Origin of the sequence: [Phormidium] sp. LEGE 05292 (assembly GCF_015207735.1) — a bacterium.
Taxonomy (GTDB): Bacteria; Cyanobacteriota; Cyanobacteriia; order Cyanobacteriales; family Aerosakkonemataceae; genus Floridanema.
Window position 1 is genome coordinate 1 of the sequence record NZ_JADEWG010000020.1, and the last position, 25,985, is coordinate 25,985.

The window sequence follows — 25,985 nt, forward strand, 5'->3', positions numbered from 1 at the left end:
TTAATTTTCCCTAATCAGGAATATCAAAAATGAATTTACACCTAAAATAAGGCGGATAAAATAATTTTTTATAGTAAGTTTTTCAAAAATATTAGTAAATCTGAGTCATTTCTGCGGAATGTGGGTTAAAAAATAGATGCTGACTGTTCCTTAGTTTCAATCCCATTACTAGGATTCATTAATTTGAAAGCTTGCTTCTCAACCTTGTTTACACTTTAACCCCAAATGTTTCAATCCCATTACTAGGATTCATTAATTTGAAAGCTAACTGAAGTTGCAAGGAATTATTGGTTTTGTAAACGTTTCAATCCCATTACTAGGATTCATTAATTTGAAAGCTTTGAAGGTTAGTTATAGTTAGTTCCAACCATAAAAAGTTTCAATCCCATTACTAGGATTCATTAATTTGAAAGCTACAGAAACCCCAGCATCGAAAATATAGCTCTGTTTCAATCCCATTACTAGGATTCATTAATTTGAAAGCAGAAGATTTTTAAAAATGTTGCAGCTATAAAATGTTTCAATCCCATTACTAGGATTCATTAATTTGAAAGCGTTGTCGATAAATTTACTCAGCCTCGGATTCAATGTTTCAATCCCATTACTAGGATTCATTAATTTGAAAGTTTAATAAAGTAGCTTTGCCGTTGGTGTTAGGAATGTTTCAATCCCATTACTAGGATTCATTAATTTGAAAGTTAAAGAAAGCCTTACAACAACAGCAATTAGATGTTTCAATCCCATTACTAGGATTCATTAATTTGAAAGATTCTAGTTCTCTGATTTTATGAAGTAATGGGTCGTTTCAATCCCATTACTAGGATTCATTAATTTGAAAGCCGAAAATTTCCCCAGCGCCAAATGGCTTTATGCTGTTTCAATCCCATTACTAGGATTCATTAATTTGAAAGAACTAAGAAAGATGTTAGTCAATTAAAAAGTTTGTTTCAATCCCATTACTAGGATTCATTAATTTGAAAGGAAATGGGAAGAAATCACCAACAATCAAAGTTGGCAGTTTCAATCCCATTACTAGGATTCATTAATTTGAAAGTTTACACCTCAGAGTGAATTGAGGTGATAATATTTAGTTTCAATCCCATTACTAGGATTCATTAATTTGAAAGAAGTCAAACAGTTCTAGCTGCATTAATCTTTTAATGTTTCAATCCCATTACTAGGATTCATTAATTTGAAAGCTTTATGTTATGGCAGGTTCTATAGGTTCGGTATTTATGTTTCAATCCCATTACTAGGATTCATTAATTTGAAAGGAGAAGTCTGGACAGTAAAACGAGCACCTGACGGAGAGTTTCAATCCCATTACTAGGATTCATTAATTTGAAAGCAGGAAAGAGAGGAAAGGATACGATCGCGAGTAGATGTTTCAATCCCATTACTAGGATTCATTAATTTGAAAGTCGTCGATCGCGATGCAGGAATCTTTAGTAATGGCTAATGTTTCAATCCCATTACTAGGATTCATTAATTTGAAAGACGGACTAGGGGACATAAACAGAGAAGATATCCCTGTTGTTTCAATCCCATTACTAGGATTCATTAATTTGAAAGCCCTTTGCAATAGCTTTTCTTGTTCTGTCGCACAAAGTTTCAATCCCATTACTAGGATTCATTAATTTGAAAGTATCAATTACATCGCTAGTTGGGTGATTCAAGTACGTTTCAATCCCATTACTAGGATTCATTAATTTGAAAGAACCATCAAGAGGTATATTTAGTTCGTCGTAAACACCACCAAGTTTCAATCCCATTACTAGGATTCATTAATTTGAAAGTTCTGCACAAGTTATCGACTAGGGTGATTTGCGTGAGGTTTCAATCCCATTACTAGGATTCATTAATTTGAAAGAGTAGCCGTCATCGTCAATCGGGGAAGAAGTTGGGTCGTTTCAATCCCATTACTAGGATTCATTAATTTGAAAGTCCTTTTATATCGGAGAACGAATCATAATAAAAGTTTCAATCCCATTACTAGGATTCATTAATTTGAAAGGAGTACCTATTGGGGCGTGACTGGTCGTAACATTCATGCGTTTCAATCCCATTACTAGGATTCATTAATTTGAAAGCCTGCCTTCTGAAATAACCTGTATAAGAGATTTCCAGAACTGATTCTGACGGTTCCCAAATTTAGGAGGCTGAAATAGGGTAATGAGCAAAAGTTAAGAATTTCCCTAAAATGCTCAAATCTTTAATTTTCAAGGTTCTTAGCATTTTGACGGCTCTCCAGGATTTTCGCCCACGCTTTGACCCATCAAATTAACCCTACCTCCAATCATAAAACGATCGCCTGATCCTGTCGAGGCTTATTTCCGCCATAAGTAATTGTTTTGGGCACTGCACCTGCATCTAAGACATAAATACGCACGGAGTCTTCTGTTGGCTTAATTAATTCCTCAATCTTGACTTTGAGTTTAGCAAACTGCATCCCGGTTAAAAAACACTCAAAAATACTATATTGAGTCCAATTTCCATAACCACAGAGCAGATCGTGCAATCGTTTCCGTCGTTTATTTGCTGCTTTATTGTTAGGTAGGTCATAAACGATCAAATAAAATAGAGTTTGGCTGCTCATCGTAAACTCAGTGGTTTGTAAACTACACCTTCCTGTAAATGGCGACTTAACAATCGAGCTTGTAGCTCAACTGCACGACGATAGGTACAACGATAGCCAAAAACTGGATGCGTCAATTCAGAGTTCATTTTCCGCTCAAAGGCTTCCAGAAAGGTTTTACGCCCTGTCTCAGAAAGACGGTATGCGCCTAAACTCTCAGTAAAATCCTTTGGCTTCAACTCTTTGTGGCTGAATACCGAAAATACAAGACTATCTGCAATTAAAGGCCGAAATTCTTCCATCAAATCTAATACCATTGCTGGCTGACCGCGTGTTGTTTCGTGTAAGTAACCAATGTAGGGATCTAAACCAGCTATATGTACTGCTGCTGTCACCTGCACTCGCAACAATCCATATCCAAAACTCAATAAGGCGTTTACTGGGTCTGTAGGTGGACGGCGATTTCGACCAGTAAATGTCCAGTTGTCACCCAAAATAGCTGACCAACAGGCGAAGTATTCTCTAGCAGCTAATCCCTCAACTCCCCGAATTTCATCAAGAGTGGTCTGTTCTTTAACTAATTGTTTTCTTTGTTTAAGCGGGCTGTCCTTTTGACCGTAACGATAAAGAATTTGGTACTGATTGTGAATCTTAGTGGTAACGATCGCCTTAACTAATTCCAGCCTCCGTAAGCTATCCCCATAAACTTGATACTGAGCCAGTCTAAGCTGTCCATTACGAGAATAGCCGGGAAGGGCTGAACCCAAATACTTGCCAAAACAGGAAAGATAATGCACGGGCATCCCTAATTCCAAGGCATAAGCAAGAGCATCTCCCGTAATTTGAGGATTGCCCATCAAAACGATCTGGTCTACCGTTTGAGCAGGTATAGATTGTTTTTTCCACGAACCATCTGGCTGTTTCAAAGCCACTTTAAATGCTTCATGAGTTTTACTCAAAACTGCATCAGGTTGGGTAACATAAAGAACGGTCATAAATCCTCCTTAAGCACGTAATTGTTTCATTTCTTTGGGCAAACAAATATTCTGCAAACTGCAATCTCGACATTTTTTTGGATGGTCAATGGGTGCAGGCATAGAATTCATCACAGCAGCATGGGCAGCTAGAATTGATTGTTCCGTTGCTTGACGCAACTGTGGGGTAAAAGCAACTTTTTCACGACGGCGGTTAGCATGGTAAAAAATTTCTCCGTGAGAAATTGTTTTTCCCGTGCGTTCCTCCAAACACAAAGCTGCACCGCAAAGCTGGAAATGGTCGCTCAAATGTTGAGCCATTCGACCCTTTTTGTATTCCAGAGGGACAAGTTGACCGTTGCGTTCTTCAACCGCATCAATAATACCGTTGATTAAAAGCCGATCGCTCCACACCCACTGCTGACGATAAACTAAAGTATCGCCTTCCTGAGATTGACCCTCACAGTCCACATTCCGATGCAAGTGACGACCAATAATAATGTGTTCGTTATCGGCAGATTCTCCTAACTGATACTCCAAATAAAAGCGACGCGGACAATATTCCCAGGCATTCAAATAAGCCAGGGGGAGATAGTATTGTTCGTTCATATTAAGTAACGTGAATGAAACTATTTCCGAAATTTAGTGGGATGAGTAGTTAGCTGAGTCTGTCCCATTCCCATCGATGTTTTCCGACCCACTCCTGAAAAAAAGGCAAAATGCGCTAAAACTGTTGCTAACTTGGCTTGTTCGGCATCGGGAAAGTAATAGCGCACCCAACCTTGTGCGCCAATTTCTGAACCACCCTCCATTTTGAGCGCGTATGTTTTCAGTTCGTAGGCAGAAACTAATCCTTCCCATTCAACAGATGGAAAGTTAAGTTCTTCAAGAGCAAAAGCATTCCAACGTCGAAGCAAGCTGCCAAATACTAATTCCGGTAAAGGAAAAGGCTGGATGCCTCGACTTTGCTTAAAACTTGTGGGTGAAACAAAATTTAGTTCAATCTCTGCCGTCGTCTGAGTCGTCTGAGGTGTATTAGCAAGGAGCGTGTAATCAGCCGAGCCCGCAAAACGATGTGTACCAGGTAGAGTGTAAATGCTGCGGAGTGCAAAAGGAAATCGGCCTAAAACCAAGGGTTGCGTTCCCCATTTCTCTACACCCATCAACAAAGGTTCCATCAGACTACCATTGAGAAGACCGACTCGGAAGCAGAAGTTATCTCCGGCCTGAGTTCCTTTTGGGCGACGGTTTCCCAGCAAACCTGATAAACTCAAAGGTGATTCGTGGCTGGCGTGAATAGCTTCGGATAGCTGAGGGTCTCCCAGTTTTAACCAGTTCATTACCAAACCGTGAATTGCTCTGGAAAGAGTGGCTGGAATATTTCCTCGCTCGGCAGCAGCTAGCTCAACAACTAAGGAATAAAGTGTCTGGGATTTATGAGGCTGTAGCGACATGACTAGCTCCATAGAATGCCCCTCTGGGTAAACAAATACTTTCTGGTAACTCTGGAAATTGAGATTTAAAAGATTTCCACTCTTTGTCCTTCGATTGCCAAAACTCGCCCCTCAATTGAGCCTGACTGACTAAACTTACAGGCGGCATCACAATACGGTTGTACAGGAGTAGTCTGGTGTCTCTCGGTAAATCTAAAGGATTCAACGGATGTTGACAGATGTACTCTCCTGAACTGGGAGAAAGTACCGACTCAGGTATCGGTATCACTTCAACTTGAACTTTCGCTGCCCATTTTCCCAGCCGTATCCAACGGGGAATTTTTATCGTTTCAGGAGCAATAATATAAGTTCGATATTGACTGCCAACAGCCAGTTCTTTTGCTCGTCCGTAATTGATTGGATAATTGCGGTCTGCTCCCTTATCTCCAAACTGTTTTGATTTGCCGTAATAGGCTACTTGAGCAGCCTTAAAAGTATTAACCTGATAAGACCAATGCAAAGGTTGTGCGGGAAAAACGTAGATTTCTGCTTGATTAAGGTACAACAGATTTTGTTCGGAATTAGCATCTAAATAGCTGGGCTTTTGTGTTGCCTCTCCCTGTAAGCGATAAGGAACGGGGATATAGTCAACATTAAATAGTGCGTAGCTGATAGCCCAATTGTGCAGATATTTCTCCGTTTCATAGAGTATACCCATTTCCCTTGTGGCAAAAAATACATTATCGTGGAGTGTTAGCGTACAATGGTGAAGCGTCATTCGTTATTTCCTCAGAAAGAATTTCTGGAAGACATCTCCATGAATTTGTTTTTATTAGATTCAATGAATCCTATATAAAATTTCTTTGGAAATGTCTGCATTCAAGTAAAAAAACTGTGACTATTTCTTCCCTTTTTTCTTCAGAGCTCCGTATGTTTCGGAATAGGTTGTTGTTTGGTTGTAAAGGGTATTCATCATTGATAGTAATTGAGCTTCATCTTGATAGAGAGAGTTAACTTCATTAAGTAACTCTTCCAACTGCTCGCCAAGGATAACTTGAGTTTTACGAACAGGTTCGTTATTAAGTAAATTGTTAACCACTGTGCTTGCTTGAATCCGAATATCAGAGATAGGTGCATTGATGTCATCTTTTAAGGCATCATAAAGCACTTGGGTAAATTGTAAGTTACTGAAAATTTCCCCATCACACATAGCAATAGCTATTAAATGATTTTTCATTGTCCCCGTGCGAGATTCCTGTGCGCCGTAACGTCGAGTACGTAGCAAGTTTCCCAGCACGTAAATGAAACTTTCATAAGTAGGATCGCGCAGCGTTTCGACCGCAGGAAATGTTACTTCTGGCAAAACGTGATCGAGTTCATTAATTGCACTTCGCATCTCACCGCCTTCGCTCATCGTTCCTCCTTCAAAAGGAGCATTGAAGGTAAAACTGCGATGGGATTGCTCGTAAGATGAAAGCGAGAATGTTGAGTCTGAATATACTTTCGATCGCTCTGAACCACTATCACCAATAGCAAAACCATAAATGATGCAATCTGGGCATTTCTTACAAGAACCTTCGCCGTTATATTCGCAGAATTTATCCTTATTTTCAGCATCAGCACTGGTCAAATTTAATGAGCGCAGTAATTCTCGTCCAGTCAATCGTTCTGGTGTAGTTTGCTTGCGTTTAAACATTACCAAACGGCTCATATATTCGCGGTTTTCTAAACCTGCTTGAGTTCGTGCTGTGTTGAGAACTCCGTCTGTTTGAAAAACTGGAAAAGATTGGCTATTACGCAACATGATGAAGTGAACGTATTTGCCAGAAGCTAAACGAGGGAAAGCGGGTTGAAATTGTGGTTTTAATATATTTAAAACGCTCATGCGGCTTCTCCTTCTTTGTTAGTTTGATTGGATTTTTGTTGTTCGGATGAGGCTTGTTTTTCTTGCAAAGCTAACCAGCGATAAGCAAATTCAGCCCCAGATTTAATGCGGTTGCGATTTTCTTGGAGAAGGGCGCGATCGCCTTTACACATTCCGCCAAATAGTTCCTTAACACAGGTAGTCATAAAGGTGTGAATTGCTTCAAATTCTTGAGCTTGGCGAATTTCGTAAGGAACGGATTTATCCTTAATTAAGGGGCGCTTATAAACCTCTTGACGGTCTAAAGCCGCTTGTAGTTGTCCGGCACCTTGGAAAATCAACTCCTCCTCATCCCAATGTTCTGGGACGGAAAGAATTTCTTCTAAAGCTTTAGAAAGCGGTAGTAAAATAGCATGACTAGAATCATTCATGCCAACTTGATAAAATCTGCGATATTCGCTAACCAACCGTTTAGTAATTTTCAATTTGTCTTGCATATTAGGTTCTCCGTCTGACCAAATTTGAGCATAATTCCAGTAGAGTTGAATTTCTTCTGTGGTTGCTTCCCGTTTTTCCTCTCGTAATTTTTCATTAGCTAAAGCGAAAATATTTAAAACATCAGTCATCACCTCTCTCACAGTGCCATTAAATGCTTGCCAACGGGCATCAGGTCGATTACTACGAGTATCTAAATGCAGACTATAAGCGACTAAGACGTGCTTTAGCGCCCAATCTAATTCCTGCAATCGTAAATCGGTCTTCAATCCTAAGAAATTCCAAAATCCCGCAGTCCCATCTAACCTGACTGACTCTAAAAACTCTTTATCGCTGGCGTAGATGGGATCGGAGCTTGGTGTTGCTACCACTTTGACTCCCAGCAACATTGGTAAAATTAAAGCTAAAAATGCAGGTTCGACCCAGGCATCGGTATAGCTTTTACCTCGTGTTTCTGTATGAGTCATTGCCATGAATGGCAAATCCTTAGTCGAGTAATCTCTACCATACCGTTCTGTTTTTGGTTCTTTTTCATCCATCAGTAAATCTTGTAATGCTCGATAATTCATTTCTGCTTTTAACCATTGCTTACGAACCTCCCAAAGATTGATTTTTTTAAGTTTTTTCACCAATTGGCTGATGGCTCTAGCAATTTGAGGAGAATAAACATAAGCAGGAAATATGTAGAGAAATATGGGCTGCTTTTCCTCTAACTTACCCGCAGGAACTGCCCAGTAAGCTTGTCTAAGAATCATTTCTAATGACCAGAGTTTTGAAATCCCTCGCTTAATACGTCTTCCTCCCAAAGTGTTTTTGTTGCTATATTGCTGTGGTTTGAATAAAACAACCGAATCAAACTGGTCTTCGGCTGGAAATTCACCAGAACTCAAAGAACAAATCGCCTTATTTTTTACCTTTGATTCAGCATAAGCAGATAGTTCATTTGCAAATGGTGAAGAATCTTTATTCGATCCAGAAATCTCAAAATATTGGCACAGGTAATCACAAAAAACCTCATAAGTTTCGCTTTGATGACTGAGGAGGAAATTATTCTCGTCTGCCCAAGTTGCCAAACGTTCACCGAATTCTCGTAAAAACTCTGTTAACTCTTGTGACCCTGGATCGCGGTTTAAAGGAGTTTGAGCAATATAATGGGCTGCAACCTGATACCAACCATAATTAACCCCTCCTTTCTGGATTTTCGTTTGTTCGGGTAAGATTTCAGTCTGCAAACCTAAAGTCGTTAAAACCCAATTGTTATACTCTTCATTTTCTGCAAAAAACTCTTTTTGGGCTAGAATAATGAATTCTGCGAGCCTGTCTGCCCAAACATCTGCTCCTGCTTCTAAAAATTGGCGATCGCTCTCACTTAAATCGAGTTTCTCAAGTCGCTTTGGTGTGGCAGGGTCTTTGATATTTTTAACTGTCTGTATAATGACATTGGGCAGCAAACAAATGAGCTTCACTGGATTAAATAATTCTCTAGTCAAAGGAGCAATTTTTAGCCCTTTGCCATCTCGAATGAAACCGACATCACCATTACTAAAAAGTTCTCCTAGTCCTCGAAGATTCTTTTCTTCATCTCCTTGAATAATATTTTCCCAGACAAAGGATTGAATCTCATCTAAATTTGGTATATCAGACTCTTGAGGTGCAAGATAAACTGTTCCTTGAGCAAAATACAAAAATGGAAACCAATTTTGTTCTTTGGCAAAGTTGTCAACAGCATTGTGAATTCGATTGGTAAGCAATCCTCGACAGTCTCTTAGGCGATGATAAATCAATTTTCTGTCTTCATCTAGTCCTAAATCTGCTAGGATTTCTTGCAGTCGCTCACCACTTTTTTGAGTAACAATATCGCCTGGATCATTCATGTGAACGGCAATATCGCCAAAGGCTAGCAAATCACATAATCGATCTAGTTCTAGATAATCTAACCTAAGATTCTGTTCGTCATTTTCCCAGTTAGAAGCAATGCGATTACTCCCACGCTTGCGTTGGGTATTTTGTGCTAAAAAACAAATATCTAAACTATAGTCTCTCCAATCTTCCCAAAAGCCTGTAAAATTGAGTAATTCTCCAAGTTTTTGACAGCGCTGTACAATAGCTGAAACTTGATGTGCGCCTGGAGATTCTTCACCGCGATCGTGCAACCATTTATCATAGTCATGAAGCATAAATCCCAAACAAAGTAAACGCTGTTCAATTTCCGATAAAGAATCAGGTAATTCTTGACTTAAATTCCAAGCAACTAGCAAACCATTGAGAACATGAACAAGCAAACTTTGGTCAGGTTTATTGGCAAACTGGGGTTCTACTCCACCCAAAGCGGGAACCAGAGCAAAATGCTGTTCCAGTGGTGGTAAAATTATGTCAATTAATTTTCGCAATACTGACTCTTTCTCCTTTTTTGAGAGGGTTTCGATAAGCAGTCTTTGCAGTAATGTAGTCATGGTTAGTAAATGTAAGGTTTAGCTCGTTCGCAACGATTGAGTTTCCGTTTCAATGCTTCTAAAAGCAAAGCATCTTGATTAAAAGCACAAGCGTAATACTCACCATCAGCATCAGTAAGCTGATACAAGCCAAAGTTTGGGCTGAGATGAAGAATATTTCTTACATCCCAAATTGTGGGATGTCTTGGAGATAAGGGAACAAGAAAAGCCAGTAATTTTTGGCTATTGAGATATTTCCTCAGTTGGGGACTTTGGGGATGTCCTTCGATACTTACCTCATCAATCAGAGTTAAGGTACATAATTTGAGTTTATCTGTATCCCAATCGCAATCAAGTTCGATATCATCATATCTTTTGTCTGACCAGGATTGAATTTTTAAGTAAATTTGGATGTAGCGATCGGGAAATTCAGTTTCAGGACGGCTAAATTTTGCTGCTTCTTCTAAAAATGTTTGACGTTGAATAACTTCAACTTCTGCATAAGGAAGGAGTCGCAGCAAATCATAGGTATAAAAACGTGACTTATCAGGTTCCCAAACAGCCGCTTGCAAATCAGAACTACCACGAAAGCGCAATAATTCTTGTTGAATGGCTTGACCTGTTCCTGTTTTGTCTTGACTCAAACACCACCACTGTCCGTGTTTTTTATCTAGTTGTTCGCCATAAATTTGTCGGAGATCTTCAGTGATGCGATCGCGCAACGCCTGAGTTACTGCTAAACGTTCCTTTTTTTCCCATCCTTGGGAAGTTTTTCCACCAGTAATACTGAATAACATCCCTTGCACTTGTAAAGCACCCCAATAGCTGCGATATTGTTCGTACTCTTGGGGAGGATTGAAAACTTTCTCGATAATTTCTTCTCTAAAATGAGTGCGATCGACTTCTTTTCCTTCTCCTATAAGTTTTCGTAACTGAGGAACTATCCAGCGCATCCAACCAGGAATTAAAGCAAAAGCCTTGTAAAAGTTAAATCCTTCGTGACGACCTAAACGACCTAAGCGTTGAACAAAAGTAGCGGAATCACTTGCTTCAAAAATCAGCAGGTGAATATCAAAATCTACCCCCACATCAACGGCTGAAGTTGCCACAATCAAAACAGATTTGTTAGCTCTTTCTAATTTTTCTCGCGTAATTTCTCGTTCTTGGCGGTCAACGCGACCACTAATTTCTTCAACAATGACCTCATCTCCTAAAGAGTTTTGTAGTTGACTTACTACTCGGTTAACCAAAGCTACAGAATTCAGAATTATTAACCCCCGTCCTCGCTTTTTTTCTTGCTGAAGAATGTCTTTAATTAGCTTTGTCTGTTCCTTCAACCAAGCTAGAGAATCTGTTTCTTTCAATTCAACAAATTCTAGTTCAACAGGTTGAGAAATTTGGCGATATCCATCACAAGCTTGACTCGCATAAGATCCCGATATCTCCTGAACTCGAAACTCAGCTTCTTTGAGCTTGGCAATAAATTTAGGTTTAGGAGTGGCTGAGGTAAATAGAATCTTTAGAGGGTTATTCTTTTGTCGGGTATTACGAATCAAAATTAAACTATTGAGAATTGCTGTTTCCTGGTGTTCGCTAAAGATATGAAACTCATCACAGATGTAGAGGTGAGGATATTGCGCTAGGGCAAAAGGCAGTAAACCTTGCTCAGTCGCTGGATTGTAATACTGAAAGTGAAGAATAAGGTGAAAGATATCAGGGTTAGTGAGAATGAAATGATTCTTTTTTAGCGATCGCAGCAATTCTTTAAACTTATTTCCTTTCAGAGCTTTTTTTACTCTTTTGGCTAACTCAACACCATAAAGATTATCAACCCGCTTTCTGCTAGCTGAACCAAACCATCGCAAATACTTCTTTTTAATCTGATTTTCTTGGTCTGCAATGAGTTCAATAGTTGGGTACAGTGCAACAATACGAAATTTAGGATCGAGCAATCCTAGTAAGTAAGCAGCTAGAGATTTTCCACCTCCAGTTGCACATTTATTAAAGATGATCTCTACTTCACTTGAGAGCAAATGCGCGTAAGTTTGCGCTTGGTGAGAGTAAAGAGGACAAGTTTGACCTTTTAACGGAGATGCTTCGGTTTGTTGTTCGACAACACGACAAACGCGATCGCACCCCAATGGACAACTGCCAACACCCGCATTAAGCTGGGAGTATAGGGAACGTAGATGAAGTTTCATTATTACATCGCTGTGTTCGATATTCTCAGACTAAGACTCACTTCTCAAAAGTCGTAGTCAAATTTTGACAACATCTCAGTTGAGGGGTAAGGAGTCCTTTAGATATTGGATTTTCTGAAGTAATTTGCCGGGTGGGTTACAGCTGTGCCTAACCCACCGACCGCTATGTCGTGGCAAGTTCAAGAGTCACACCGAGGTATAACTCATAGGCGAAAATGCTACATTTAACAAATAAGGCTGACCTTGCTTACCTCGACGGGAAATGGTAAAAATCAAATTGCCGTGCCAATAGGGAATAGTAAAGCGACCTTCTTTAACACGCTCTAGAACATCATTGGGTGCAATTTCTTGGCGAGTAAGTAGTCTAATCAGATGGCTAGTATCGGTGGTTGTTAGATTCTCAGCACACGGAGATTGATATTGAGCTAGGTTCAGGTGAGATTGGCTGTTGCTCGGACTATAATGTTTTGACATGGGAAGTAACCTCCTGTAAATAAACATCAAATTGTGAGGCAGCACGATTCCCATTAATGATGCTGCCTAGCGATTGGTTACACGAAAGAGCGTCATAGGAACTGGAATTTCCTGTGGCGCTATTCGCTTTCTATATAGAATACACGACTCAGCGCCTAATTGTCGATAGCTGATATAAATATATCACTACCAAAAATTTTGAGTGCTGATATATGTATATCAGCTATCGACTTGCGCTATTCTTTAATAGTGGGGCAGAATATCTAGCTATAGCTAATGAAATGAATCCTGTTTGACGGGATTGAAATCTGATGTATCTTTATCGATATCGGCGCAATTCTCCCCACAGGCATTATTCAGGAGGTAATTTGGAACAGATCACACTCCTTCGGAACTCATGCCTTTAAGAACTGACTGTAGTTACAACCAAATCGCCTTTACCCTAGAAATCCTCAAACTCCTTGCAGAGAAACCAAGAAAGCGTGACGAGTTAGCAAATCTTCTCTCAGAATTTTTAGAACAGCACGGCAAACCATCAGAAGATGTGCTGCAAAAGCTCACCCGCACCATTCGCCAATTGAGAGACTCTGGCTTTGAGATCAAAAGCGCTCCTCATCATCCTTATGAGCTAGTAGAATCTAACTTTCCCGTCCTTCTCTCAACCGAACAACGCCAAGCGCTCAAAATGGCAGCCGACTTTTTGGACGGCATGGGATTTTCTGCTCAAGCTAGTCAAATTAACCGTATCGGTCAACTTACCCAAGCCGATCGATCCAACAACGTTAAAGTAGACTTTAGTCCTCCTGTTGACTATGGTGAAAACAAACTTGAAGCTATTATTCGCCAACTTCAAGAGCGATTTAAACAACAGTGCCGCTACACTATCCGCTATCAAAACCCTAAAGGAGAAGAAAGAACTTGGGATTTAGATCGTTCAGAATTGCGACTGCATGATGGTACTTTATATCTATTTGCTTTTGTTCCTGACAAACCTTTCCCCAACATCAAGAAAATATCTAATTTCGATAAAAACTCTCTTTTTCGTGTAGACCGTATTATAAGTGTTGGTGCTGCCTCTAATATATCTTGGGTTTTTACTTTTCCAACTCTAAAAATTCGCTACCGCTTGAGCGGTCAACTTGCAAGCTATAGACCCCGCCGAAGTCACGAGCAAGTACTGTATCGAGATCCCCAAGGTAAATTCGTGGATATTTTAACCGAAGAAGATTACCTCTTTTGGTTTCGCCAGAGAATTCTTAGATACGGTGCTAACGCTAAAGTCATGGAACCCGATTGGTTGGCTAGTGAACTTGAAAACGAGTTTAAACAAGCCTATCTCAACTATTGCCAAAATTCTTCTGAACAAACAAATTGCTAATAAATGTACGTTAGTTACCTTTCTTACACCATCAAAATTTAATAGCAAGATAGTTTGCGATCATGAATTAATCCAATCATCAACATTTAAGTAACTTACACCCACAGCAGCAGCGGCTTGTTTGTCACTATCCATATCCCCAACAAATAATACATCGGTATAAAGTCCCTGAAAAGTTTCCATCAAATGTTGAAGCATTCCTGGCTCAGGCTTTCTGAAGGGTCTAAATTTAGAAAACTTTTCCCGATTGAGCGTGTCAAATGTACCATCTGCCCACAACTGATATAGAATTCTTCCTTCATAATCTGGGCAAAAACAGGCTACCTTAATTTGAGGAAGTAATCCAAAAACCTCCATAAATTCAGCCTTAGCTGTATTTAGCGATTTATGTCCTTTTGAGATACCTGCTTGATTAGATGCGATCGCTAAAATATCTGCTGCTTCTACATGAGAATACAAGCGCTCTTTAACTCCAGAAATTAAACATTGATCGTTAAAGCTAGGAAATTTGGAGCCAGAAATACTTTGAACCAGAGTTCCATCTTTGTCCAAAATTACCAAGTTACTCATGTTAATTTTCTAAAATTCCTCCTAAAAATAAATAAATTTATAGATAAAAAATTTTTATTGCTATTTTCTAAGGATTGCTTAAAAAGTTAATATTTTTATTACACACCTCTGCATTTTAAGATAAGGAAATGATACAGCTTCAACCTACAAGAATACTACCTTTGAGCCTCTCGGTTTGATTCAGAAGCATCGAAGGGGAACTGAGACGATCGCACCTCCCACAATTGAGTCTCCTGCCAATGAGTGCCATTATCCTTAGTTAAAACAGAAGCCAACTTAATTAGTTCTTCATCGTTCGGAAATTCACCAGAATAAATAGCTTCTAACCGTTCCACTTCTAACCCAGCTTCAGTAGCCAAAGTCGAAAGTACTAATTGTTTGAGCAACCCCGGACGATTTTTGATTTCTAAGTCAATTAAGGTAGCGATCGTTGGTTTCCTCTGGCCCAACTGATAGCGACCCGTTTGCGGGTCAAGAACCTCAGCCGCAATATCAGAAAGCTCATCTTCCGTGAATGGCTGATTTGTCACCGGATGAAGCACAAACTTTAATTTGGCAAGTACAACCACTGTATTGTGAGCCGGAATTCGGATACCTCGTTCAAAATCACTCATAGTGCCACGGCTGATCGTATAGCGCCCTTGGTAAAGTTCGCCAGTTAACTTTTCGATATCACGTACAGTCCAGCCACGCTCTTCTCGCGCCTTTTTAACAACTGCTCCTAGTATTTTTATCCCACGGTTCGTCCAGAATTTAGTCAAATCAAATTTAGCTAATTGAGTACAGCCATTTCACCAACCAACAAAACAATTATGGCTATGCGTATGACTCCATTTAGCAATTAGCACGTCAAAATTTTTGGACAAACCCCTTGTCAAAGAATTTGGACAAAAGTATAGTGATAAACATCAGCCATCAGCAGCCGCCATGAGATATGCACGATGCACTAGCAAACATGATTCCTCATACGGTTCAACCACCGTGCAGTCTCTCCATGCTTGGGCAACAGCACCAAAATCAGTGCTGCCAGAGAACGCCCCCACAGCTGGCTACTTATGTGGAGGTGGCGGCATTTTCAGTGCAGGCTTCTGCATCGCATTTGGGTAATGGAGTGCCTTGTTTGCTGGCAACTGCCATTGCTAATGCAATTAAACCTTTACTCACTAAATCCAGCCAGGAGGAATCAACTCATGCCTCAGAGCAAATTCTTTTATCGAAGGAAGTAGAAGTGGCTCCTCTAATCTCAGAGGAGCCAACTTCAAATAAAACAAAAAAACCAACCAATACATTAACCCAAAATCAAGCCAATGGGAGCATTACTATGCCATCAACTACACAATTACAAGCAACGAATCTACTCCAAGACTTCTCCTTCACAGATTCGACAACCAACGATATCGTTGAGTTAGCTAAAGAAGTCATACAATTGGGAAACTCTCATACTGAATCTTTTGCTTACCTCAAAGAACAAGCACTAGAACTCGGTGAAAAACTCAGACAATTAGAAACAGCATTAGGCGAAACCGAATTTAAAAAACTACTCAAACACTGTTTTCCCAAAGAATTAGTACGTTACTTTCGCAATCTAACTGCTCAAGCCAAACTGATAGCGAAATTCCCTAACTTACAACAACATATTTTGAATCTGCCCATTTGTCATGCTGCATTATTGTTAGCTGGTAGTGAAAGTCAAGTAGAATCAATCCTCACCAGTCCAACCAAATGGACGATTTCGCTAATCAAAGAAAGATTAGCATCAACTAACGAACAAGCGATTGAAGCTACACTAACACCAGGCAGTCCAGTTGTCTTCCTCAACAAAATTGGATTGTTACTTAGTGAAGAAAACAAATTGCTGTCAATTCGTAGCTTTGGCGATGGAGAAATCTACCAGCAATCAGTTGAAGATGTTCGTGCTTTAGACAAAGATACTTTCGATGAATTCCTCAATCTGTTAGCTACAATTGCTGGATTAAACGAACAACTAAATGAAGCATTGTTAGCCAATGACGAACGTACTCGTAACGATATCGAAGCCAAACTAAGAAAGCTAACAAAATGCAAGCGTTCGCTGATGAATCAATCAGCATTAACTGATGAAAATATTAGCTGCTTAACAGCAGCAATTGATAAAAGTTTGTCCTTACGCTGCCTAGCCCAAGAAGACATTAACCGTGCCTTTCGCATCTACAATATTACCGATACTGATGCCGTACTAACCAAAGCCAATTTATTAGCACGCCTGTGAATCAAAGATGAACTAAACCCCCAACCAACGATAGCCGAATTGATTGTAGCGATCGCAACGTACTTGCACAAACCAACCACAAAACATGGTGGTGGTGGCATCCCCATTACTACCCGCGAGTATAACGAACTAATCGAACTCGTCCAACAACAAAACCAAACTATTGCTGCACTAAAAACTGAAATTACAGAAGCTCAAGAAAACGCTGCACCAATAGACACCAATGCTATAGCTGACGAACTAACTACCCTGCGTCAAAAGCTAACTCAATACCAACAATTAATCGCTTCCCAAGAACAACAAATCAAAGCACTACAAGAACGAGTCGAATCTTCAACAACAACTAGTGAAACCGTAACAACAGACAATACTAATACCATTGAACCAGGAACAGTAGTGAAGATTGTCAAACATCCGATTCATGCCGGAAAACTTGGCTTATTCACTGGTGCAACCATAGTTAATGATTGGCGATTTGCCGAACCAGTTGCAGTTGGTAAAATCGTGTTAATGCCGGACACTAAATGGCATTTTCCTTTGGAGATTAACAACTATAGTGAATGTATTGAACGCAGCAACCTAACGCTAGAACAATATCGTCAATTGGTCGAACTTGAATTAATTGCTGAGGAATGTAAAAAAGTAAAGGAAGAACTTAGTGGTAGTCAAGATGCCATTACAGAAACCGTCTATCAGCTAGGTAAATGTTTAGCTTTAGCCAACATTCCTGGGTGGGATGATTGCGGTAATTTCACTAATGAATATGGCAAAACTTTAACCGGAACAACTGCTTTGCGAACCTGCACTACAGCTATTACTCAACTGTTAGACGAACTGTGCTATCAATTTTAGGAAAGAAAATGACGCAATTACCATGTTGGTTCGATGAAAGAGCAACAACAGTAGCCAACGTTTTACTAGAACAAGGCTTTTGTTATTGTGGACTGGAAGAAGAATTTTGCGTAATTGAAGAAAACCTCATAAATGCTGGCGATTGGAAAATTGGTGGCACTTATCAAGACATGGGAATTGATGCCATTTATGATGGTGCATTATTTTGCTTAGACTTAACCGGAGCACCAGACGAATTAGATTTTGATACCGAACTAACTCGAATTAAACAACTAATAAAAACTACAGAAAAACAATTTGATTTAACTTTTGGAGGAGCAGGTATACAGCTAAGTTTGTTTGCAACAGAAGACCTCTCTTAACTAAAAATTCTCTAAATATAGTAATACCAAAATGACAAAACAATTGATTCCCGAAATCTATCCTGAAGTTCCGCCAAAAGTATTCCTCAAAGCATTTCCGTTCATTAGCAGACAACAATATGCTGCTTTGTTAGGTTACGATGTCGGTACAATTAACAGTTATTTCTGCAAACCCTATCCAAAATCTACACCCGGAAAACGAGGGAGAAGACGAGAAGTTCCTACCATTGTCAAACGCTACACCGGACGAATTGCACTTGACTTAATCGCTAGTGGAATTACACCAATTGACTCCGAAATTAATCAATATTTGTACCGAGTACCAAAATAAATCCCTTCAATTGTACCACGTACATATCAATATTTAGAGAAATTTCTTATGCTAAAAATCATGCAGAAATATGGTCGAAGCAAATGCAGTTAGTATGCAACCTACACAGTTGGAGTTTGGCATATCTCGAAAAGAAGCGATCTCCGTTTTATCCCGAATTCGTTATGGACAAGATAGCCAACGGATACTCAATCAATCAACAATATGGCGCTGGTGCGATGCGTTAGGAATTCCTTCTGGTACCCGTGAATTCTACGAATCAGAAGTCAATCAACTTAAAGCATTAGCTACCCATCTTCGTCGCGGTTATTTATTAAAAGATTTCGTGAGGTAATATGAACGTTATCGAATTATGGAAAGCAAGAAAAGTAGTATCTCAAGCTCGCGGACGTGCTATCTTTGCTGCACTAGGCATTGACGATGCCACGCCAGAACAAGTGGAATCGATCGCAGATATCGATCGCTTAATGACTGTCAAAGGTATTAAAGATGCAAGCGAAGCAGTACGACGTTACCAAAATGGCGAACGTGCGACTAACACACAACAAACTAACACTAATTCCCCGAATAATAGCAATAATTACACTGCTCAGAATGCTAAATCTACTCAGTTACAACTAGTGCAACGCAGTGCCGAAACTAAAGCAGCTGGATTGGAAATTACAGGTAACTTGTTAGCAGCTAAATACTTGACTGGCGAGATTGCATATAGCCCGGAAGTACAGCAAAAGGTAGACCAAAGTTACCAAGTTTTGGAAGCAGCATTGTATGGCATCAATCCAGATTACGATAGCGATAATTTAGTCACCGAAATAGAGGCACAACTCCCAAACGTACTAGGCGGTATCAACTTGAATATTACCGCCTTACCCACCAGCAAAGAAGTTGTCTCTACCAACAACAGCAACAACAGCAGTGGCAAGAATGGCAAACAATCATAGAAATTTCGATGAGGTAATTACAGATGTTTGGACGCTGGAAATGGGTATTACCGACCGATTGTTGGGCGATAGTATCCGAATTAATTGGCAGGTTATAGTGATGACAAAAACCAAAACAATTCGCTTACCAGTTCGTGTAGCTACTCCCGCCGCCATTGTCAGGCGATCTTACAGTTATACGGAGGATTATGCTACTAATAATTGTGCCAATACTGCATCAGAAAAGAACCATCTGCCTTTAATTTTTGGGTTGTTTATTGCTAGCTTGGTAATCTTTAGTATCGGCTACATTGTGGCACAAAATCAGCAGAATATTGCTCTAGAGAATGCTAGGAAAGAAGCTATAGAAGCCCAAAATAAACTACAGGCAGTTAAGCGATGTGTAGAAGCAATAAAGTGAACGACAAATGAAAATAAGACGCATTACCGCAACTATTCAATATTGCAATTCCGGTAGAACTGAAGAACGAACTGTTACTTGTTTGTTTGACGACATTAGCGAACAGTACGAACTAACTAAAGTTTTTGTTGTCGAGTTTAATCAAAGTCTCGTTTTCAGTAAGAACGATCAAAGTTTCTTGGTAAACGATTAAACAATTAAGGAGGTAAGAGCATGACTTTCGGTTCTACTTCATCGCCTCATCGAAATTATGGTTTAGCGATGTTGTTGAAAACGTTGTTGCTGCTTTCTGTACTAGGTGTTGGTATTTTCATTGGCACTAGGTTTGTGGAGGTTAGTAACTCCGATAGAGTACGTTCGTTAACTCGTAATAACCTCAAATTAGTAGATGATAATCGTTTATTGCGCGACCAAATCAAGCAAAATAATGCCCAACTCAAAGAGGTTAACACCAAGCTCGAACAGCTTACCAAATGTTTAGAAAATGCGGGATACAGCAAGAAATGAAAAACCATGACTAATTATCGATACACCAATTCTCAAGGTGATGAATGCACTTGTACTTGTCGCCATCATTCTCCTTCTCAAAAGTCATACGAAACTACGCTAACACCTCGTCAAATCGATGCTATCAAAAGCATTTGTAAACGACAGAAAAATCAGAATGAGATTGGTGGCATTATCCTCAAAGATGGCACGGTTAAACAATTACCAAACATTGCCAAAAATCAACGTGATAGGTTTGAATTTAGGTGGAGTGATGAAGCTGCGATCGCTATTTGGCATCGTCATTTAGAACATCACGAACCTTTCTTGTCTGATGACGATATCAAAGCAGCACAAACTAGCGGTTTATCCGTTTATATGTACCATGAAAGTGAGGATATTTTTGACGAATATCATCCTCATGGCACTCCCACTAACAAGCCAGTTCGTAATTATGAAATCTGCTTCTCTTGCCCACCAAGGGAAGTAGCAGCAAGGCGAGAAATCAATCATGCGTATCAGCAATATTTGGCAGATTTAGCAGATGTTCAAGCCGAACTAAAAGCAGGTAGAGAACAATTAGAACGGGAACGTTTGGAGGTATTGGTTCGCCATCAAGATTATCGTCAATTGTTTTTGGATGACTTAAATCCAAGGAATCCGAAGAACAGTTATCATAATTCAGAAATTGACTTTCTTCCACATCGCAACTATCAACCAAAGCCACTTAATGAAATGGTTGATGTAAATGCCACCATCAAAGGATTAAAGGCGAATATTGCCGCACATCGTTCGTTAAACGAACTGGATTTAGCTACTCGCAAATATGAAATTGAACAACTAAAGAATCAACAGACGATTAAACAAGGGAGGCAGAAATATGCACTACAGATCGATGAGTTAGCCAAACGACATCAAACTGCAACGGCATCATTGAAGCAATCTAATAATGCGAGTAATTCTGGTAGTTATACTCAAGCATTTCTATCAGAATTCGATGTCAAACAACTACCACAAAACACTAACCAAAACGAGGTGAAATTCAATGAGCGATCGGGGAATTTACGGGAACGAGTACTTTGCTGAAAACTGGGTAGAACCAGAATACATTAGCTTAGATAAAGAACAATGTCTTGCCGCAGAAGCACGAGCTAAACATCTATCAGCACTGGAGAAAACTACCAAAAAAGGATTAAAAGCTTTAGCGAAAGGTGATGCTTCAGAAGCTAGGATGGATGTCTATACTTCAGCTTACAATTTGGAACGAGCCAAGCACCAAACGATGTTAGTTGAAGGTCGAGAAAAAGCTGGTAAACGTATTAACGAATTAGCTGGTCGCCATGCTAAATCACGACATGGCTTGCGTCAATCTAATTCTCAAGCTAAACAAGTCGTTGGTCAATACACTGGTAGTTTTTTATCAGAATTTGGATTTTTCAACAACTAATTGCATCATGAATCGTCTTCTATTTGGATTATTTGCAGCCGGAATGTCCGGCTTTTTTTTACTTTCTTCAATAGCTAGAATAGCTGGCATTGATACGAGAATTGGCACAGTTTCCTTAATCATTCAAGGAGCGATTATTGCTTTGTTAGTGATAGCGTTAGCTAGTACGATCGCATTTCCGACAATCGTAGAGTCTGTTACTAAAAGTGACATTAAAGGGCTATTAGTTTTGATTGCTTTATTAGCTATCGCAGGCTTAATAGGTGTAATTTTAGCTTGGGTTTAAATGCAAAATTTGAATCTTCCCTAACCCCCTTAAAAAATGCGAGTACCTACTAACCCTCTAGACTTCTTTAACCCTCGAACTGATGATGAAAGAAAAACTCATTCTGTATGTTTGAGCGTTATTTCAATTGTTGGAGTGATTGTTGCTGCTTGTATTCCTCAAGGCGATACTTGGCAACCTGCTACTAAGTTAATTATCGCTATTGGTTGCTTTGGTGCAGCAATTAGAGCGATCGCTTTTTCAATTCGTATTCTTAGAGAAGCTGCTTATCAACGGGTATCGGAGAAAGCCAAGGCGTTCATTTATGCAAATTTAATGGATGCTGTCGTTAGCGGTCAAGCTATTATTGACCAACGCTACTATATTCCACAGTTTGAAAATGATGAAGAATTAGAAGAATTATCACCTAACGGTGACGAGCAGTTAAATCAGCAATATCAACAATCAGCACCACCACAGCCGCAAGAAGACCCAATCGGATTGATTGCTGCTTTAGCAAAGTTTGGTGTATCAGCTAATTGGATTGGTTCGTTAGTTGGTGCTAGTTTTGTTCGCTGTCATATCAAACTAAATCAATCGCTTAAACCACAAAGAATTAATACAGTTAAAGCATTAGCTGAGGATTTAGCAGCCGAATTAGCATTGAAGTATACACCATTTATTAGTAGAGATGGTGGTTATGTAGCGATCGACATTCCTAGAACTGAAAGACAAATTTTAGCTTTCTCTGATTATATAAGTTTTTGTCCTCAATTAGTAGAATCGTTGTTAATTGCTATTGGTGTTAACCTAAATGGTGAGTTAGTTTATGCCGATTTAACTAATACTGATACCTGTCACTTTTTGATTGGTGGTACTACCGGAAGTGGAAAAACTGAATTACTAAAGGCGATTATTGCTAGTACCATTTGGTCTTATTTACCACAACAAGTGCAGTTGATTATTGTCGATCCGAAACGAACTAAGTTCAATCAATTCGCTAACTTACCTTGGTTACATTGTCCGATTATCAAAGATAGTAAATCGGCTATTGGTATTCTAGCTGATATGGCGGAAGAGATGGAATCTAGGTACGAATTGTTTGAAGCCAATGGTTGTGAAAATATTGAGGAATATTTGCAAATTACTGGTAACTTATTACCGAGAATTATTGTAATTTATGATGAATTCGCTGATTTCATGTTGGTTTCAGCTGATAAAGCAGCTATCGAATCTAGTTGTAAAAAGTTGGGTCCGAAAGCTAGGGAAGCTGGCATACATTTGATATTAGCTACTCAACGACCTGATAAGGATATTGTTACACCAATATTACGCAGCAATTTACCAGGCAGAATTGCATTGAAGGTCAAGAGCGAAGGGGATAGTAAAATTCTTCTCGGTGCGGGTGCTAACGCTCATCATTTACTTGGTAGAGGTGACTTACTTTATCAAGATGCTAGTAGTATTGTCAGACTTCAATCGTTGCTTTTAGATGATATTTTCCCGGCTATAGAATGGAGTAAAAGTAATGGTGGAACTGGTGGGAATAATAGCAATTGTTCTCCAGTTACCCACCAGTCCTCCACTGCAACTCCACCAAACCTCCACCAGCTTCCACCAGCAGTACGCAAGGGTTCCACCAATTCCACCATCTCCACCACCACCGAGATTGATACCCCTGATTGGGCGGAACAACTGCTAAATGAACTTGGTGGAGTTAAGAAAGCTAATTTGTTTTCTAATCGTTCTCAAGCCGAAAACTTGCACTTATTTAAAACTATGAAAAAGCGCGGATTGAATAAAACACAAATCATCCTGATTGGCTGGGGAATTACTAAGAGTGGAACTGATGCGCGTTATCAAGATGCTTCGGTAATGTATGAAGATATGTTAGCTAAAATTAATAGCAGTTCTGAGCTGGGAAATTTCTTGCGTTCTTTGCCTGCTAAAGCTTATGACAAGCGACAATGGCTATCGCATAATCCAGGAGTTTATTTAATTTTTAGTGGCGATTATCGAAGGTTGTTTTATGTGGGCAGGACTGAGGGTGATACGACAATCAATTTGCGAATAAATTCTTCACGCTATCCGCATCATAAACTGGCTAATATTGAAGAGGCTTTAGTAAAGGGAATTGAAATTTATATTGGTTGGATTGTTTGTCTTCAGGAAGTCGATAGGATTAAGTTAGAAGATGATTTGATTAGGCAGTGGGAACCAGAATGGAATAATGTTGGTAAAATTTGATTAGCAGTTTGCATAATTCTTTCTAGGCATACGCACTCGCGAATGTACTTATATCCATCCGAAAAATTAGTCGGACTTTATCTCTAAAATTAATCAGGAGTTGATGATGCAGAATCTTCTTTCTCTAGATTATTGGACTTTGGAAAAAGATTAAACTTTGAAAAAAAAAAAGTATTTCGCGACGAATTTGCGCGAAGTAACTTATTGTTTAACAAGCTTTAATGTCAAAAAATGTCAAAACGTGGGGTTAGAAATTCAGGAACTAATCAATCAAGCTTATCGGGAATAATTTCACTTTCACTGTCATAATACAAGTCATTGATTAGCAAAATTTATCAACCTAAGTACGGAAGAGCCAACCACACGACGAACTTCTGGCTCGTTAAGATAACGCTGCAAGGATTGTGACTGTTTTGCCAACGCAACCGCCTCTTCCTGGGAGGCATCAGGAGCAAGCTGGAGCGTGGTTCGAGTCCGTCCGTTGATTTGAACCGCAATTGTTACTTGCGCTTGTACAAGAAACTTTGGATTAGCTTGAGGGAATGATTGTTGATGAATAGAATAAGATTCACCCATACGACTCCAAAGCTCCTCGGTAATGTGGGGTGCAAAGGGAGCCAACATCAACAAATATGACTTGATTTCTACTTGAGAGAGATATTCTTTGGCTTCCAAGGTGTTGAGATAACTCATCAAGGAAGCGATCGCAGTGTTATACTTCAAGGCTTGAATATCTTCTCTCACCTTGTAAATGGTTTGATGCAAGTCCTCTTGGGATTCGACATCCAATTCATCGGATGGGAGCGAGTCTTGATATTTCATCACCAATTGCCAAACCCGATTCAAAAAACGCTGTATTCCTGCAATCCCGCGCTCCAAGAAGACACCTCCTTGGTCATAAGGACCCAAAAACATCAAATACGTTCGCAATGTGTCTGCACCGTATTCCTCAATATACTGGTCGGGATTCACCACATTCCCTTTAGATTTACTCATCTTGGCTCCATCTTTGGTGAGCAAACCATGAGCGCGGAAGCATCGAAAGGGTTCCGCAAAGGGAATGTATCCCAAATCGTGCAACACCATTGTGATGAAGCGACTGTACAACAGATGCAATACTGAATGTTCTGCCCCACCAATGTACATATCTACGGGCAACCAAGTTGCAGTAATTTGTGGGTCAAACGGAACATCCGAACAATGGCTGGAGGGATAACGCAAGAAATACCAAGCCGAATCCAAAAAGTTATCCGACACATCAGTTTCACGTCGCGCCGCACCATTGCAGCACGGACAGGTTGTATTCACAAATTCAGGAATGTTTGCCAAGGGAGAATTGCCTGTTCCTTTCGGCAACCAGTCCTGCGTTTGGGGCAACTCAACGGGCAATTGGTCTTCTGGAACCGGAACCACACCGCAAGTCTGGCAATAGATAATTGGAATTGGCGGTCCCCAATAGCGTTGCCTAGAAATCAACCAATCCCGCAAGTGATAGTGTACTGTACCGTCATGTTCAGAACGACCGATCCAGTTACGCTGTGCTGTTTTTACCCGTTCTGACCAGTCCAAATGCTCCAAATTATCCAACAAGCGTTGAGCATAGCGGGTAATGTTGAAAAACCATTGCTCCAACTCTCGCTGGATAACGATCGCACTACAACGTTCGCATTCCCCTGCGATCGCTTGCTCATCCGCCAATACGGTTTTGCAGGACGGACACCAATTGACCGATGCTTTCTTGCGTTCGGCTAATCCGGCTTTGAACAACTGCAAGAAAATCCACTGCGTCCACTTGTAATATGCCGGACTGGTGGTTTGAACTTCGTGATTCCAGCAGAAGCGATTGCCAATGCGCTTCAACTGGGTTTCTCGAAATCGTTCTATATTCCGTGCTGTCAATTGTTCGGGATGAATCCCTTTCTTAATCGCAAAGTTCTCGCTGTGAATGCCGAAAGCATCAAACCCCATCGGCTCAAAAACATCCCTACCGTTCATCGCCATAAAGCGACC

The 25,985-nt window shown here is 39.9% G+C and carries 27 protein-coding genes, 1 pseudogene and 1 CRISPR repeat array; of the genes and pseudogenes, 15 read left to right on the forward strand and 13 right to left on the reverse strand.

Going from position 1 to position 25,985, the window contains the following annotated elements; genetic code table 11:
* Positions 1 to 153 precede the first annotated feature (153 nt).
* Positions 154 to 2,090: direct repeats of the CRISPR family, unit length 37 nt; unit sequence GTTTCAATCCCATTACTAGGATTCATTAATTTGAAAG.
* A 206-nt stretch (positions 2,091 to 2,296) separates the two neighbouring features.
* From cas2 to IQ264_RS08200, 9 genes are all read right to left on the reverse strand, one after another.
* The gene (cas2, locus tag IQ264_RS08160) at positions 2,297 to 2,596 is read right to left on the reverse strand and encodes a CRISPR-associated endonuclease Cas2 (protein WP_193980263.1); all 300 of its coding nucleotides are present in this window, start codon (positions 2,594 to 2,596) and stop codon (positions 2,297 to 2,299) included.
* Positions 2,593 to 3,570 carry a type I-D CRISPR-associated endonuclease Cas1d gene (gene cas1d, locus IQ264_RS08165; RefSeq protein ID WP_193980264.1) on the reverse strand — a complete coding sequence of 326 codons (978 nt, stop codon included), beginning with the start codon at positions 3,568 to 3,570 and terminating at the stop codon, positions 2,593 to 2,595. Before cas1d ends, cas2 begins: the two co-directional genes overlap by 4 nt.
* Positions 3,571 to 3,579: 9 nt before the next feature.
* Positions 3,580 to 4,158: a CRISPR-associated protein Cas4 gene (gene cas4, locus IQ264_RS08170; protein WP_193980265.1), complete on the reverse strand. Its 579-nt coding sequence runs from the start codon at positions 4,156 to 4,158 to the stop codon at positions 3,580 to 3,582.
* A gap of 20 nt (positions 4,159 to 4,178) precedes the next feature.
* Positions 4,179 to 5,003, reverse strand: coding sequence for a CRISPR system precrRNA processing endoribonuclease RAMP protein Cas6 (cas6, locus tag IQ264_RS08175; protein WP_228061368.1), 825 nt, complete (start codon positions 5,001 to 5,003; stop codon positions 4,179 to 4,181).
* Positions 4,984 to 5,760 carry a type I-D CRISPR-associated protein Cas5/Csc1 gene (gene cas5d, locus IQ264_RS08180; protein WP_193980267.1) on the reverse strand — a complete coding sequence of 259 codons (777 nt, stop codon included), beginning with the start codon at positions 5,758 to 5,760 and terminating at the stop codon, positions 4,984 to 4,986. Before cas5d ends, cas6 begins: the two co-directional genes overlap by 20 nt.
* Positions 5,761 to 5,880: 120 nt before the next feature.
* Entirely contained in the window at positions 5,881 to 6,867 is a 987-nt protein-coding gene (gene cas7d / locus IQ264_RS08185) for a type I-D CRISPR-associated protein Cas7/Csc2 (protein WP_193980268.1), read from the reverse strand.
* Positions 6,864 to 9,794, reverse strand: coding sequence for a type I-D CRISPR-associated protein Cas10d/Csc3 (gene cas10d / locus IQ264_RS08190; protein WP_193980269.1), 2,931 nt, complete (start codon positions 9,792 to 9,794; stop codon positions 6,864 to 6,866). Before cas10d ends, cas7d begins: the two co-directional genes overlap by 4 nt.
* Before the next feature lie 2 nt (positions 9,795 to 9,796).
* On the reverse strand, positions 9,797 to 11,974 hold the full coding sequence (cas3, locus tag IQ264_RS08195; protein WP_193980270.1) for a type I-D CRISPR-associated helicase Cas3': 2,178 nt from the start codon (positions 11,972 to 11,974) through the stop codon (positions 9,797 to 9,799).
* A gap of 186 nt (positions 11,975 to 12,160) precedes the next feature.
* The gene (locus IQ264_RS08200) at positions 12,161 to 12,448 is read right to left on the reverse strand and encodes a hypothetical protein (RefSeq protein ID WP_193980271.1); all 288 of its coding nucleotides are present in this window, start codon (positions 12,446 to 12,448) and stop codon (positions 12,161 to 12,163) included.
* A gap of 397 nt (positions 12,449 to 12,845) precedes the next feature.
* Here IQ264_RS08200 and IQ264_RS08205 point away from each other — a divergent pair, with 397 nt between their 5' ends.
* On the forward strand, positions 12,846 to 13,826 hold the full coding sequence (locus IQ264_RS08205) for a helix-turn-helix transcriptional regulator (protein WP_193980272.1): 981 nt from the start codon (positions 12,846 to 12,848) through the stop codon (positions 13,824 to 13,826).
* 60 nt (positions 13,827 to 13,886) lie between these two features.
* Here the strand turns inward: IQ264_RS08205 and IQ264_RS08210 are convergent, their stop codons facing one another.
* Positions 13,887 to 14,396 carry an HAD-IIIA family hydrolase gene (locus tag IQ264_RS08210; protein WP_193980273.1) on the reverse strand — a complete coding sequence of 170 codons (510 nt, stop codon included), beginning with the start codon at positions 14,394 to 14,396 and terminating at the stop codon, positions 13,887 to 13,889.
* A 155-nt stretch (positions 14,397 to 14,551) separates the two neighbouring features.
* On the reverse strand, positions 14,552 to 15,157 hold the full coding sequence (locus tag IQ264_RS08215; protein WP_193980274.1) for a helix-turn-helix domain-containing protein: 606 nt from the start codon (positions 15,155 to 15,157) through the stop codon (positions 14,552 to 14,554).
* A gap of 97 nt (positions 15,158 to 15,254) precedes the next feature.
* On the opposite strand from IQ264_RS08215, the gene IQ264_RS08220 reads away from it, so the two are divergent.
* From IQ264_RS08220 to IQ264_RS08285, 14 genes are all read left to right on the forward strand, one after another.
* On the forward strand, positions 15,255 to 15,503 hold the full coding sequence (locus IQ264_RS08220; RefSeq protein WP_193980275.1) for a hypothetical protein: 249 nt from the start codon (positions 15,255 to 15,257) through the stop codon (positions 15,501 to 15,503).
* Positions 15,475 to 16,644: a hypothetical protein gene (locus IQ264_RS08225; protein ID WP_193980276.1), complete on the forward strand. Its 1,170-nt coding sequence runs from the start codon at positions 15,475 to 15,477 to the stop codon at positions 16,642 to 16,644. Before IQ264_RS08220 ends, IQ264_RS08225 begins: the two co-directional genes overlap by 29 nt.
* Before the next feature lie 39 nt (positions 16,645 to 16,683).
* Positions 16,684 to 17,496 carry a hypothetical protein gene (locus IQ264_RS08230; RefSeq protein WP_193980277.1) on the forward strand — a complete coding sequence of 271 codons (813 nt, stop codon included), beginning with the start codon at positions 16,684 to 16,686 and terminating at the stop codon, positions 17,494 to 17,496.
* Between the two features lie 8 nt (positions 17,497 to 17,504).
* A complete protein-coding gene (locus IQ264_RS08235; RefSeq protein ID WP_193980278.1) occupies positions 17,505 to 17,858 on the forward strand; it encodes a hypothetical protein in 354 nt (117 codons plus the stop codon).
* Positions 17,859 to 17,889: 31 nt separating this feature from the next.
* Positions 17,890 to 18,189 carry a hypothetical protein gene (locus IQ264_RS08240; RefSeq protein WP_193980279.1) on the forward strand — a complete coding sequence of 100 codons (300 nt, stop codon included), beginning with the start codon at positions 17,890 to 17,892 and terminating at the stop codon, positions 18,187 to 18,189.
* Between the two features lie 70 nt (positions 18,190 to 18,259).
* On the forward strand, positions 18,260 to 18,523 hold the full coding sequence (locus tag IQ264_RS08245; protein WP_193980280.1) for a hypothetical protein: 264 nt from the start codon (positions 18,260 to 18,262) through the stop codon (positions 18,521 to 18,523).
* A gap of 1 nt (position 18,524) precedes the next feature.
* On the forward strand, positions 18,525 to 19,130 hold the full coding sequence (locus IQ264_RS08250; RefSeq protein WP_193980281.1) for a hypothetical protein: 606 nt from the start codon (positions 18,525 to 18,527) through the stop codon (positions 19,128 to 19,130).
* Entirely contained in the window at positions 19,114 to 19,530 is a 417-nt protein-coding gene (locus IQ264_RS08255; RefSeq protein WP_193980282.1) for a hypothetical protein, read from the forward strand. The genes IQ264_RS08250 and IQ264_RS08255 overlap by 17 nt, the downstream gene beginning before the upstream one ends.
* A 7-nt stretch (positions 19,531 to 19,537) precedes the next feature.
* Positions 19,538 to 19,723, forward strand: coding sequence for a hypothetical protein (locus tag IQ264_RS08260; RefSeq protein ID WP_193980283.1), 186 nt, complete (start codon positions 19,538 to 19,540; stop codon positions 19,721 to 19,723).
* Between the two features lie 20 nt (positions 19,724 to 19,743).
* Positions 19,744 to 20,037: a hypothetical protein gene (locus tag IQ264_RS08265; RefSeq protein WP_193980284.1), complete on the forward strand. Its 294-nt coding sequence runs from the start codon at positions 19,744 to 19,746 to the stop codon at positions 20,035 to 20,037.
* Positions 20,038 to 20,043: 6 nt separating this feature from the next.
* The gene (locus IQ264_RS08270; RefSeq protein ID WP_193980285.1) at positions 20,044 to 21,102 is read left to right on the forward strand and encodes a hypothetical protein; all 1,059 of its coding nucleotides are present in this window, start codon (positions 20,044 to 20,046) and stop codon (positions 21,100 to 21,102) included.
* Positions 21,062 to 21,463: a hypothetical protein gene (locus IQ264_RS08275; RefSeq protein WP_193980286.1), complete on the forward strand. Its 402-nt coding sequence runs from the start codon at positions 21,062 to 21,064 to the stop codon at positions 21,461 to 21,463. Before IQ264_RS08270 ends, IQ264_RS08275 begins: the two co-directional genes overlap by 41 nt.
* 7 nt (positions 21,464 to 21,470) lie before the next feature.
* Complete coding sequence (locus IQ264_RS08280) at positions 21,471 to 21,749, forward strand: hypothetical protein (protein ID WP_193980287.1); 279 nt, start codon at positions 21,471 to 21,473, stop codon at positions 21,747 to 21,749.
* A gap of 36 nt (positions 21,750 to 21,785) precedes the next feature.
* Entirely contained in the window at positions 21,786 to 23,975 is a 2,190-nt protein-coding gene (locus IQ264_RS08285; RefSeq protein WP_193980288.1) for an FtsK/SpoIIIE domain-containing protein, read from the forward strand.
* A 315-nt stretch (positions 23,976 to 24,290) separates the two neighbouring features.
* Here the strand turns inward: IQ264_RS08285 and IQ264_RS33845 are convergent, their stop codons facing one another.
* Positions 24,291 to 24,890, reverse strand: coding sequence for a class I tRNA ligase family protein (locus IQ264_RS33845; RefSeq protein WP_413470338.1), 600 nt, complete (start codon positions 24,888 to 24,890; stop codon positions 24,291 to 24,293).
* Positions 24,867 to 25,976, reverse strand: a pseudogene (locus IQ264_RS33850) (class I tRNA ligase family protein); the annotation flags it as partial. The pseudogene IQ264_RS33850 and the gene IQ264_RS33845, both read right to left, overlap by 24 nt.
* Positions 25,977 to 25,985: the final 9 nt, after the last annotated feature.